The organism is Deltaproteobacteria bacterium (assembly GCA_026129095.1).
Taxonomy (GTDB): domain Bacteria; phylum JAGRBM01; class JAGRBM01; order JAGRBM01; family JAHCIT01; genus JAHCIT01.
Window position 1 is genome coordinate 388829 of sequence record JAHCIT010000001.1, and the last position, 12263, is coordinate 401091.

At 59.4% G+C, this 12263-nt stretch carries 12 protein-coding genes; 5 read left to right on the forward strand and 7 right to left on the reverse strand.

Annotated features, from left to right (window positions below):
- Positions 1–135 precede the first annotated feature (135 nt).
- Positions 136–783: an LON peptidase substrate-binding domain-containing protein gene (locus tag KIT79_01720; GenBank protein ID MCW5828010.1), complete on the forward strand. Its 648-nt coding sequence runs from the start codon at positions 136–138 to the stop codon at positions 781–783.
- A 3-nt stretch (positions 784–786) separates the two neighbouring features.
- On the opposite strand, the gene KIT79_01725 is transcribed toward KIT79_01720, so the two are convergent.
- Both KIT79_01725 and KIT79_01730 read right to left on the reverse strand, forming a co-directional pair.
- Complete coding sequence (locus KIT79_01725; GenBank protein ID MCW5828011.1) at positions 787–1266, reverse strand: universal stress protein; 480 nt, start codon at positions 1264–1266, stop codon at positions 787–789.
- Positions 1267–1330: 64 nt separating this feature from the next.
- Entirely contained in the window at positions 1331–2116 is a 786-nt protein-coding gene (locus KIT79_01730) for an enoyl-CoA hydratase/isomerase family protein (protein MCW5828012.1), read from the reverse strand.
- A 177-nt stretch (positions 2117–2293) separates the two neighbouring features.
- On the opposite strand from KIT79_01730, the gene KIT79_01735 reads away from it, so the two are divergent.
- The gene (locus KIT79_01735) at positions 2294–3277 is read left to right on the forward strand and encodes a hypothetical protein (GenBank protein MCW5828013.1); all 984 of its coding nucleotides are present in this window, start codon (positions 2294–2296) and stop codon (positions 3275–3277) included.
- A gap of 82 nt (positions 3278–3359) precedes the next feature.
- Positions 3360–4130, forward strand: coding sequence for a DNA alkylation repair protein (locus KIT79_01740; protein MCW5828014.1), 771 nt, complete (start codon positions 3360–3362; stop codon positions 4128–4130).
- A gap of 381 nt (positions 4131–4511) precedes the next feature.
- Here the strand turns inward: KIT79_01740 and KIT79_01745 are convergent, their stop codons facing one another.
- Positions 4512–5483 carry a calcium/sodium antiporter gene (locus tag KIT79_01745; GenBank protein ID MCW5828015.1) on the reverse strand — a complete coding sequence of 324 codons (972 nt, stop codon included), beginning with the start codon at positions 5481–5483 and terminating at the stop codon, positions 4512–4514.
- 4 nt (positions 5484–5487) lie between these two features.
- Complete coding sequence (locus tag KIT79_01750) at positions 5488–6645, reverse strand: aminotransferase class V-fold PLP-dependent enzyme (GenBank protein MCW5828016.1); 1158 nt, start codon at positions 6643–6645, stop codon at positions 5488–5490.
- A 105-nt stretch (positions 6646–6750) separates the two neighbouring features.
- Between KIT79_01750 and KIT79_01755 the strand changes: the two genes are divergently transcribed.
- Positions 6751–7410, forward strand: coding sequence for an NADH-quinone oxidoreductase subunit I (locus KIT79_01755; GenBank protein ID MCW5828017.1), 660 nt, complete (start codon positions 6751–6753; stop codon positions 7408–7410).
- 24 nt (positions 7411–7434) lie between these two features.
- On the opposite strand, the gene KIT79_01760 is transcribed toward KIT79_01755, so the two are convergent.
- The 3 genes from KIT79_01760 to KIT79_01770 all read right to left on the reverse strand — a co-directional run bounded on the left by KIT79_01760 (position 7435) and on the right by KIT79_01770 (position 11057).
- Positions 7435–8874, reverse strand: a complete 1440-nt coding sequence (locus KIT79_01760) for a sigma-54-dependent Fis family transcriptional regulator (protein ID MCW5828018.1) — start codon at positions 8872–8874, stop codon at positions 7435–7437.
- 121 nt (positions 8875–8995) lie between these two features.
- Positions 8996–9550 carry a hypothetical protein gene (locus tag KIT79_01765; protein MCW5828019.1) on the reverse strand — a complete coding sequence of 185 codons (555 nt, stop codon included), beginning with the start codon at positions 9548–9550 and terminating at the stop codon, positions 8996–8998.
- Between the two features lie 67 nt (positions 9551–9617).
- Positions 9618–11057: a hypothetical protein gene (locus tag KIT79_01770; protein MCW5828020.1), complete on the reverse strand. Its 1440-nt coding sequence runs from the start codon at positions 11055–11057 to the stop codon at positions 9618–9620.
- 177 nt (positions 11058–11234) lie between these two features.
- On the opposite strand from KIT79_01770, the gene KIT79_01775 reads away from it, so the two are divergent.
- Entirely contained in the window at positions 11235–12239 is a 1005-nt protein-coding gene (locus tag KIT79_01775; GenBank protein MCW5828021.1) for an isocitrate/isopropylmalate dehydrogenase family protein, read from the forward strand.
- Positions 12240–12263: the final 24 nt, after the last annotated feature.

Genomic DNA, 12263 nt, shown 5'->3' on the forward strand with positions numbered 1-12263 from the left:
AGTCCGGCCGCCAGATTTCCAGTCTGGCATATTTTCATCCGCTGGCGAGCTGGGGCAACCCCATGACACCGGAAGCCCATGGACCACCCCCGATGAAGCCGCTAACGTCTTCCCTGCAGGGAGAGTTTGTACCCAATGAAAGCCTCCGAAGAACAGGAAATACCCGTTTTCATTGTCACGGAGACGGTGCTGTTTCCCGGCACGACTGCCCAGGTAAACTGTTACGAGGATGACCCCGAACGGCGGCTGATCGAGGAAAACTACGTCCACGGACGGGAAATCGGGGTTTTTCTGGCCGACTCATCTACCTGGGGGACTGACGACCCCCGGCCGTTGCCAGTAGGATGCAAGGCACGCATTCTGGACTGGGAAGACATCTCTCCCATGGACAGGCTTGCGAGAGTCCAGGGCATCTCCCGGCTCCAGATCGTCGACTGGGTGTCAAGCAATCCCTACCCCAAGGCCATCGTTCAGGAAGCAGAGCCCTCCCGGGGGATTCTGGGCAAGCCGGTGGATCCGAAACAGACGCAGCGAATCCGGGCCGGACTTCAGGAACTGTGCTTTCTCCAGGGCGGCGAGGAGTATACCCGGCTCATTCCCCTGCTCGATGTGCAGAAAGAACCTGGACAGCTGGCTGACTTCGCCGCGTTCCATCTGGTCCGCGACATCTTTCTGAAGCAGGAGTTACTCGAAACGCTGGCACCAGCCGACCGGCTCGACACCATCAGCCACTGGCTGAACGGGGAAATGGGCCGCCATTCCCCTCGCCCATCCGGTCCGTAACCGCTATTTTTTCTTCTTTTTTTCGATTCGCACCGTCAGCACAGCGCAAGGTGCGTGCCGGACGACATTTTCGGCCACCGAACCGATCAGGGCATGGGCAATTCCGGTCCGGCCATGGGTGCCGATCACGATCAGGTCGGCCTTGACCGATTCGGCGAACTCGCAGATCGCCGGCGCCGGGCTCCCGTTGATCGTAAGCAACCGTGGATGGGGACCCGTGTAGTCCTTCGGACAGGCGGCCTTCCACTGGCTGGCAAGCTTCTGGTCAGCGGCCGCGTGGATTTCCTTCAGTGCCTGCTTGGAAACCTCTAGTCCCAGGCCGTACTCGCGGCCAAGCAGAAGCTCAGACGATGACACCACATGGATGATGTGCAGCTTGTCCGCACTGGTGGCCAGATCGGCCGCCCGCTGCAACCCCTGAATGGAGTTGTCTGACAGGTCGCTCGTAACGACGATATTCCTGAACCTTGTGTCTATGGGCATAGATAAAACCCCCTCCGAACCGGGAACTATTAGCCATTGGCTATCAGGACAGGCAAACCGGCTGCTATTTGCGGAACTGGTTGAAATCGGGCTTCCGCTTTTCCAGGAATGCCTTCATCCCTTCGCCGAGTTCCTCACCCCCGTAACAGACGGCAAGCAGCTCACCACCGTGCTCGAAGGATGAATCCATTTCGGCGATGCCGTGATTGAAACTCATCTTGGCGATACGGAGCGACTGCGGCGACTTCGCCAATATGTCCATGCAGATCGAGCGAGTCTCCTCCCGCAGCTTTTCGTGTGGAACAACCTTGTTGCACAGGCCCCATTCGAGCGCCTTCCGGGCATCAATGCGCGGGCACAGGTAGACCATCTCCCGGGCCCGCTTCTCCCCGATGATCCGGGGGAGTAACTGGGTTCCGCCCCAGACCGGCACCGAACCCACCGTGGGGCCGGTCTGCCCGAACACTGCCTTTTCGGACGCGATCGTGAGATCGCAGAACAGGTGCAGCTCGTTCCCGCCCCCCATCGCATAACCGTTCACCATTGCTATGACCGGTTGGGGACAGTCGCGCATTGCCTGAGAGAGCCGCCGGCAGGCTCTGAGAAATGTCCGCCCGTTGGCCGGTGTGAGAGACGACATGGAGCCGATATCTCCGCCAGTACAGAATGCCTTGTCTCCGGCGCCGGTCAGAATGATGACTCCACAGACCCCGTCGGCTCCTGCCTGATCAAACGCATGGGCCAGTTCCTCCAGCGTCTGCGTCCGGAATGCGTTCAAAACCCTAGGCCGGTCGATCGTGATCCAGACAATATGTCCGTCCCGATCCACCCTGATATCTTCGTATTGCATGGCGGCAATCTTCGCCCGGGAGTTCCCAAAACACAACTATCGCACGACGTTGAGGATTGATTGGTGGACTCCATTCCCTTTTTGGCCTTTTGGCGCAATGCGGCTATGCTGAGGGCCGGATCGCGGTCCACAGTGCATACCGCCTGGAATGGCGGATGCAACCGGAGACACGGTGCCATGACGCAACAACTGGGAAGCCCGCTCGGTCCCCCCGAGGCAAACCCTTGGGGCGATGTGACGGGCTGGAAGCCTCTAGATACCCTCATAGATGAATCGCTGCTGTCGTACACCGAGACCGGTGTTGCAAACGGTGCGAGACACTTTGCCGGGGAGATGAAATTCGGTCATCCAGCCCTGATGGGCCCGCCAGGCCGCCTCCAGGGCGGCCTGCACTGCGTGGCACGAATCTTTCCCCTGCTCCGGCGGGTGCAGGAGCACGATCCTGCCGCCACCTGGCCGTGCCGGATCTACGTCCGGCTGGAACGCGCCCTTCCCCTTTATGAAACCATACCGTGGGAAGCCGCCTACCGGCGCCATGTGAGTGGCCAGTGGTGGATCACCAGCCGGTTCGCCGGTACCGACAAGCTGGATGCCGCGTGCTGGTCCGTCCCGAAGACCGAGCATCTGGACTCCCGCCGCTGGGACCGCTGGCGCGAACGGTTCACGGCTGCATCGTCGCGTCCTGATCTCCGCAAGGTGAAAGTCATGGCCACCGAGTATGAGTCACATGGCGACCTGTTCTGGACGCGTGTGGATCCGGCCCAGATACGCGCACCCGGCCAGATGCTCCGGCTTTTCGAGGCTGGCGAAGGGCATCTTTCCCTTGCCTTTGTCTGTTTCTACCTCGACGTGATCGGGGCACTCTCGAAGGCCCTCGACGGTTTCCGGCCACAATTCACGACACTGGTATCGCTGGAACTGGGCACCGACCGTATACCGTCGAATGAGCCGCTCCTGCTCATCGCCGACAACAGTACCCGCCGTCCAGCCGAGCATTCCCGCGCCCGGCCGGTCGAGATCAACGGCCAGCTTGAGGGAACCGACATCGTGCAAACGCTGCTCGTGCCGGCAGACTTCTCGAAGGTCTATGCACATGGCTGGGTCGCCACGCATCCAATCGACCTCAAGAAGATGACTGCGCTCCAGACGCGACCGGCGTGACCTCCCCCGCTGGCACGGCGACCCCGTTCCGCTACACTCCATCCCAGTGCCAGCTGCCTCCACACGCAAGCCTGCCCGCCGGATGGCAGAGATACCACCAGCGGTCCTGCGCCAGCTCAACGCAGGGACAACTGAATCGCTAAACCTGGTCGAATGGCTTGCCGTTGACATCGAAAAGCTGGCAAAGGCCGCCGGATATTCTGCCGGGCTGGACGGAGCCGAGCTGGCCACCCATGCCCGAAAGCTCCGTGGCCTCGGGGTCATGCAAAGAACCGGGGGCATGGGTGCGGCACTTCACCAGTTGCTCGAAAATGACCAGCGGCGGGAGAAAACACTCGGCAAGCTGGCCTCGCATATGTCTGATTCGGTCCGGACGTGGGCCTGCTACGCGCTGGTAGCTCACTCGGAGCTTCCCCTGGAAACGCGCCTTGAGCTTGTGCGCCCCTTCGCCGCTGATTCGCACATGGGGGTGCGGGAAATCGCCTGGATGGCCGTCCGGCCCCATTTGGCAATGGATCTGGAGCTTGCGTTCAGGCTTCTTGTGCCATGGACAACCGAAGATGATCCTAACCTGAGGCGATTTGCCTCCGAGGCCACCCGCCCACGCGGCGTCTGGTGCTCCCATATCAGCGAGCTGAAAAATGATCCTGAACCGGGCCTCGCCATTCTGGAGCCGCTCCGGAGCGATCCCCACATCTACGTGCGCCGATCGGTAGCCAACTGGCTCAATGATGCCAGCAAAACCCGCCCGGACTGGGTGAGAAAGATCACCGCCCGGTGGCTCAGGGAATCAAAAACCAGAGAAACCGCCTGGACCGTCAATCACGCCACCCGGACACTGCGGAAAGGATAAACAGTGGTGACGATCACTCCCGCATTCCATTCCGGCATCTGTCTTAATACCTGTGGAAACAGATACCTTCCTGTTTTCACGCGGAAAAACAGAAGCGGGTACGCTGCCGGATTTTCCCGTTAAGCCCCCGTGCTTTACGGGCATAACCTGGAACTACATATTCAGTTTCAGCAACTTGTCTCGCCCGAAAAGCACCTTAGAGACATTCCCGGGAAAGCGCGGTTTTGCCGGAAGGAACAGGCCAAGATGGGTCAGGATGATCCTTCCTGGGCCAAAATGGATCACGTCCTTGAATCGTCCGAAAAACACCGGCATTAATCGCAACAGATCACGAGTGCGCCCTGAATGAATGGCCGTGCGACGGGCACAACCCGCCTGCTGCTAACCACCAACCGTAAACAGCCAAGCAATATAAGTTGCATAGATCGCGAGGAACCCTGTGCCCGTCGCACGGCCTAGATGCCGGATCCGGAAGATAAACGGCCCCAAGACTGCGGTGACAGCGAGCATGGCCCACATGTCGAACCGGATAAAACCTTCGGAAACCGGAATAGAGCCGAACAGTGACGCCGCGCCCGGTATAAACAGCGTATTCAGGATGTTCGCACCAATCACGTTGGCTACAGCCAGCTCATGGCTTTTCTTGAGTGACGAGGCGATGGCTGTGGCGATTTCTGGCGCTGACGTCCCGACCGCCACGATCGTCAGGCCGATTACCCGCTCACTGACGCCCAGGAACCCGGCGATGCTTACCGCACCGGTGATGAGGAGCCGTGCTCCAATGCCAAGCGACAGAAGACACAGGACAAGCACTCCGATGAGATACCATCCGGGCTTGTGGCGGAGCTCATCCGCATGCTCGGGCACCGTTTCGGCCAGTTCCCGGCGTTCTTCGCGGGAGGACTGCATCCGGGCGGTCCAGACAGACCAGCCAAGATAGGCGACCACTGCCAGCAGCATGAACAGGCCTTCTAGCCGGTCAATACGGCCATCACGTGCCAGAAGCAGCATCACGCATCCGGCCAGAAAGCAGAACGGATAGTCGATCCGCACGGCATGGGCGGTAATGGGAATGGTGGCGATTACCGCCGCCGCCCCCAGCACCAGAGTGAGATTGGTCAGGTTGGACCCCACGACGTTGCCAAGTGCAATGTCGGGCGAACCCTCAATGGCGGCCACGACCGAAACGACAAGTTCCGGAAACGTCGTCCCGGCCGAGACAATGGTCAGGCCAATCACGGCCTTTGTTACGTGGGCCTTTTCGGCCAGCGCCGAGGCAAAATCGACCAGTTTGTCGCCGCCCACCGTCAGGATGAGCAGTCCGCCCGCAACGAGGAGGAGATCCAGCAGCATGTGCTCAGCCGCCTTTCACCACTCCGTCCATCAGGTCGAAGAACCGGGAAATGTCGTCCGCCGTATTGTAGAAATGGGGGGAAACCCGCACGGCACCGCGCCGGAACGCGAGATCGGAACCGGACTGCTTGAGTTTCTTCACAACAGAGGAGCCGTCGAAGTCGCCGGTAAAGCAGGTAATGGCGACATCCAGGCCGGTCCCACGGAAATTCACCACCTCCCAGCCCCGGCGACGGACCGCTTCGCGAACCAGGGCGGCATTGGCGAGCGCCATCCGCTCGATACGGTCAATACCGATTTCGGCCAGTTTCTCCAGTGCAGCCCCCAGCGGGAAAATTGTCAGCTGCGGAAGCGACCCCTCCTCGAACCGGCGCGCATGCGCGGGCAGGTCGAATTCGTAGGTATCGAAATCCTTGTTCTTCACCACCGAATTCCAGCCTACCAGCGGCGGCCGGAGCTGGCCGATGAGGTTTTTCTTAACGTAGAAAACGCCGGTCCCCTCAAACGAGCAGAGCCATTTGTGCCCGTCGGCGGCGAGAAAATCGATCCCCATCCGCACGACGTCGACCGGATGTACGCCAAGCGACTGGATCGCGTCCACACAGAGGAGCGCGCCTCTCGCATGCACGGCATCGGCAAGCATGCCGAGATCGAAACGGAATCCGGTGGAAAACTCGACATGGGAAACCGACACGAGACGTGTCCGGCTGTCGATGGCGGCGATCAGGTCTTCGGTCCTGAACTCGCCATCCCGGGCCGGGACCAGCCTGGTGGAAACGCCCCGGTGCTTGAGGTTCAGCCACGGGTAGACATTAGAGGGATACTCGACGGCAGTCGTCACGATATTGTCTCCCTCGCGCCAGTCGAGTCCCTCGGCGACGAGCGAAAGTCCGTGCGAGGTGTTACGGACAAAGGCCACCTCCTCCGGCTGGGCCCCCATGAACCAGGCGGCGAGCCCCCGGATCTTCTCGATCCTGGCCTCCCACTGGGCGTAGTTCTGCTGGGCCGTACGGGTGGCCTCCGCGGCGAAATGGGCGGCGGCCAGCATCGCGCTGGTCATCACCGGGGCGATACCCGCATGATTGAGATGCAGGATTTTCTGGAGGACCGGAAACTCGGTCTTCCGGAACTCATCGAGCTGGTCGGGCGGCATGACGGACATGGGCGGTTTGACTCCCGCCCTCCGTTTGGCTTTAACCTTGGCCAGTTTCAAGGCGCGGGGTGTGCCGGTCCGAAGGCCCCCGAAGCCCGGAAACCGGAGAGTTTCATGGCAGCCCGCGTTGTCCTCATTCGCCGCACCCAGCCCTCCTTCCTGGAGCGGATCTACGTGCCCGAAGTGGCTCGTGGCCTTGCGACGACATTCGGCCAGCTGGTCCGCAATCTCGTCCACACCTGGACGTCAAAACTGCCCCGCGTGCGCTCCACCCTGAATGCCGTCAGAAAGGCATTGGCGCCGGTGCCGGGCCTGGGTGCGATCGTGCGAGGGCTGCTGCCTGGAGAGCGGGACGGCATCGTCACGGTGGACTACCCGAACGAGCAGATCTGGCAGCCGCCCTATTACCGGGCTGCCCACCGGCTGATGCAGCACGAAGACGGGCGGACCCGCTGCACCGCTTGCATGCTGTGCGCCACCAACTGCCCGGCTCACTGCATCCATATCGAGGCCCAGGAAGTCGAAGACCCGGCGGTGGAAAAGGCTCCCCGCCGCTATGATATCGACATACTGCGCTGCGTATTCTGCGGTTTCTGCGTGGAGGCATGCCCCTGCGATGCCATCCGGATGGACTCCGGAATTGTAGATGACGTGCAGTACGGCCGGACGGTTCTCGACATCAACTTCCTCATGAAGCGGGGCGCCAAGGTGACTCACCCGAGCGACCACCGCCACGACCGGCGCGAGTTTTTCAACGGCCTGCCGGGACACTGATATCCGCCGCCCAATAACGGGTGTCTAGTGCTCAAGCTCACCGGAATCGTGGTCGGTTCCGGCACCGGGGGGCGGGTGAATACCGCGTTTCTTGAGTTTTTCAATCAGCGTGGTCCGCTTGATCCGAAGCAAGGCGGCAGCACGGTTCTTGTTCCAGCCGGTCCGGTCCAGAGCCGACAGGATCAGCCGGTCCTCAAAATCCTCGATGGTCCGCTTGAGGTCCAGCCCGCCTTGCGGCAGCGCCATCGCCGGCGAGCGGACCACGGCCGCCTCTCCGCCAAACAGCTTTTCAGGGAGATCGGCCAGATCAATCACGCCTTCGCCCTTCAGGACGACCGTACGCTCCATGAGGTTTTCAAGTTCCCGCACGTTTCCGGGCCAGCTGTAATCGGTCAGCGCGGCCATGGCTCCGCTGGTAATTCCCCGGATCGGCATGTTTTTCTCGCGGACAAACCGGTCAATAAAATACTTGGCCAGCAGCGGGATATCGTCGCGGCGTTCTCTTAAAGGCGGAATCTGGATGGGAATCACATTCAGCCGGTAATAAAGATCCTCTCGGAACCTGTCCTCACGGATCAGTTTTGAGAGATCCTGGTTCGTCGCTGCAATGACACGTACATCCACTTTCAGGGTTTTTTCCGAGCCAATCGGCGTGACTTCCTTTTCCTGAAGAACACGCAGGAGCTTCACCTGGAGATTCGGGCTCATCTCGCCCACTTCATCCAGAAACAGCGTGCCGCCGTGGGCCGACACAAACCGGCCGGTACGGTTGGCAATGGCCCCGGTGAAGCTGCCCCGGGTATGGCCGAACAGTTCACTTTCGAGCAGGTCTTCAGGAATCGCGCCGCAGTTCACCGCCACAAGCAGCTTGTCCCGACGACGCGAAAGGTTGTGAAGTGCACGGGCAACCAGTTCCTTGCCGGTTCCCGATTCCCCCGTAATGAGCACCGTTGAGTCCGTATCGGCAACACGGCGAATGAGTGAAAATATCTTCTGCATCTTCTCGGAAGATCCAATGAAGTTTTCAAAACCGGACAACGTCTGGAGCTGCCTCTTCAGTTCCAGGTTTTCCTGCCGGAGCGCATGGTGCTCACGGGCCTTGGCAAGAAGATTCAGGAGATCGTCCAGCTGGAATGGCTTGGTGATGTAATGGAATGCGCCACTCTTCATGGCATCCACGGCACTTTCCACCGTGCCATAGCCAGTCATCACGATGACTTCCGATTCGGGGGAGAGCGTCTTGATCTCCTTGAGCAGGTCGATCCCGTCCATGTCGGGAAGTTTCACGTCAAGCAGCACCACTTCCGGACGGAGCCGGTCAATCGATTCGCGCCCTGCACGGCCGGAATCGGCAGTGGTCACCTCGAAGCCATGGCGCTGCAGTACAAGCTGCGTCGACTGCCGCATCATCGGCTCGTCATCAACGATCAGCACACTCGGCAGGCTGGCAGTTTCCTTACTCATGTTCCGGCACCGCGGCGGCACTGGACACTGCCTCCGCGCAATTTCCCTTTATCATCCGGTGAAACGAGAACAGACCCCGCATGCAAGTGTAATCATTTGCCTGAAAAGGGCCAGCCCCGCACTAACGGCCCTGACGATCCCGGCTGATGCCATCGCACGATGCGGCATAAGGCCCGGCCGGTATGCCCAGTTCGGCACGGCAATCACAGTTTGCCTCCAGAACCATGCGGCAGGCCTCGACAATTCCAGGCCGGAGATCTTCCCGGACGCTACTCACATCTTTTGGCGGAAGGCTGATCCGGAATGGAGCGATGGAAATCATGGAGTCACAGGGCGACACAAACCGCATCTGGAACTTGAGTGAATTGCTGCTGCATTCGGGACTTTCAATAAAAGCACTGATAGCAAATGCCCGGCTGCTGTCTTCGACCGGACTGAACCTGGATAACCCGCCGTCAGGAACAGCCTCGCCGCCGCAGGCGGCAATGAACCGCCCGGCTGCCCGCTGGGCCTGAATGCCGATCTCATTGCAGACGTCAATCGTGGGGCGAGTCTCGATGCGCATCCGGTTCAGCCAGATGGCAAGACCCGTGAAGAGAACAAGCAGCCCGCCGCCCACAATCATGAGCTGCTTGCCACTGACCATTTCCGATGGTTCCGGTGCGTTCGCTGGCATGAACGTCTATCCCTGCGCACCTGGCGCGCCGTGGTGGCTACCGGACCGGAAGCGGCTTTTCAACCACCTATCTGGCTGTGTACTGCAACGGGTTGTCGAGAATATCCAGGTAATGCTTTTCATCGCCCGGTTTGAAGGGGAAAGCGAGGTACTGGAAAAACGTAATATTGAACTTGCCCTTGGGGAAAGTCAGGAGATCCACGTCGTAGCCAACATAGTGGTAACCCTTTTCATTCTCGGGGGGGTCTTCCCGCTCGGCATCATCTTCAAACCGGAACATCATCTTCACGTTCTTTTTCTGGAGTTCCTCGTCAAAAATCAGCCGTGCGATGATTGCTGCCTCCTCGTCCGGCTTGTAGACGGCGAACCAGGGACGGCCTTCTTTTTCGGAAGCGAGATTCACCTCTTCGGGAGTCATTTTGCCATCAATAACGAACGGCTTGGCCTGTCCAGTCGTGAATACCTGGGCACCATAAACCGATGTCCTCAAGTCCACGCCGCCACTGAACATGGAACCCTCGCGAAGCATGTATTTTGGATTGAACGGATTGAATATCTCTGTCGGACCCTGGAGCTGATTGTCATAAAACTTGAAATAGACGATCGCCTTGGGAAAAAATGGCAGCTTGATCCCGCCAATCACGATCCAGAAGATATTGCGCCGAATGACACGTACGGGACCGTCAATATAGCCGGCCGTAAAGCTTTTCACGTTGTTCTCGTCGAAATTGAGGGTGAAGAACATGATCGGCCGGATCGTGATCCGAAGTTTGAACCGGTCCAGCACGTTCGGCTGGGATTTACCGGTCTTCTGGTCCTTTCCGATAATCTTTTCGAGCACCAGCGGCTTGTCGTCCACGAAATCCAGAACGGCGAACTTACTCTCCACGGTATCGCTTTTGGGGTCATAGGTGATGTAGTCCGCCGGACTGAGCGGGGGAGGGGATGACGGATATGATGCCACGTATATCCATCCGGCAGTCTTGTCGACCGGATTACGAATCGTGACTTCAACTATCTCGGCATTTTGTGGCAGTTCATCCGGACCCGCACGATCACCTGCATCCCTGGCCATGAACACCAGTTCGTCGTTGAAATCAAACTCGTCGAGTTTTTCTTTCCATGTGGCGGCACGCTTGCGGGCCTCGAATGCGGCCCGGGAAAGCTTCCCGCTGCTCACGTTCTCTTCCAGACGCTTCTCTTCGCGGCGAAACTCCTTCTCCCGGTCGCGGGCGCGCTGCTCCTCGGTCCGGGTATCCCATCCGGTTTCATCGATAACCTGTTGCGACATGGACCCGGTTGGAATCATGTAGTTGCCGTCAGGATCAAGCTTGTCGATCTGGAAGGGGATGGACTGAAGCACGCCATCCCGCCTGGCCATTACCCGGATGGAGGCTGTCTTGCGGTCCCAGAGTTTCTGGAGCAGTTCCCCCTGGAGAACCGATGGATCGGCATGCCGGGAAAGCGTTCGCGTAGCCTGGGCGAATGCCGCCCCTGGAACAGCCAAACCGGCAGCCAACAGAACATAAAAAGCAGTTTTTGCACGCAAATGCATGTAATCCACCCCGGCAATAGAACTGTCTCCTTAGCACGCCGCCTGTGTCTCTCGCCATAGGCATTGGTTCTTCCGGCCGGATACACTTCCAAGTGCTATCCGGATGAAAGGCGGTACGGCCCCGTCATTATGGCGACTACCCACAAGATCGTCCTGCTCCCTGGCGACGGTATCGGACCGGAAATCACGACGGCCACCCGGCGGGTGCTGGAGGCGACAGGCCTGAAATTCGAGTTTGAGGAGTACCTCTGCGGACAGGCCGTGGCCGAACAGTACGGAACCCTGCTTCCTGACCATGTGGTTGAGGCGCTCAGGCGGGTGGGAACAGGGCTCAAGGGGCCCATCGGAACGCTGATCGGAAAGGGACTACCGTCAGCAAATGTCGCACTCCGCAAGGCTGGCGACCTCTATGCCAACTACCGACCCTGCCGCAATCTGCCCGGGATCGTGACACCGTTCCAAGACGTTGATCTTATTATTATCCGGGAAAATACGGAGGATTTATATTCGGGTCTTGAGCATGAAGTGGCTCCAGGTGTCGTAGAGTCGATCAAGGTGATTACCGAAAAGGCGAGTACCCGCATCGCCCGGTTCGCCTTCGAGACAGCCCGCAAGCTTGGGCGTCGCAAGGTAACTGCTATTCACAAGGCCAACATCATGAAGGTTTCCGACGGGCTTTTCCTGGACTGCTTCCGCAATGTGGCAAAGGACTACCCCGGTCTGAACGCCGAAGAGATGCTGGTGGACCACGCTTGTACCGATCTCGTCAGCTCACCACAGATGTTCGATGTCATGGTTATGGAAAACCTGTTTGGAGACATACTTTCCGACCTGTGTGCGGGCCTTGTCGGGGGACTTGGCGTCTGTCCGGCAGGCAATATCGGAGAGAAGGCCGCCGTCTTCGAACCGGTGCACGGCACAGCACCAGATATCGCGGGACAGAACAAAGCAAACCCGACCGCCATGATACTGTCAGCAGCCATGATGCTGGATCATCTGGGTGAAACTGCAGCGGCCCAGCGTGTCCGGGATGCTGTCAGCAAAACACTCTCGGCGGGGAAGATCAGGACCGGCGACCTGGGCGGTTCGGCAACCACCACCCAGTTCACGGAAGCGATCTGCGCGGCGCTTTGAGGCGGCATTTCGGGCCGGTCCGAG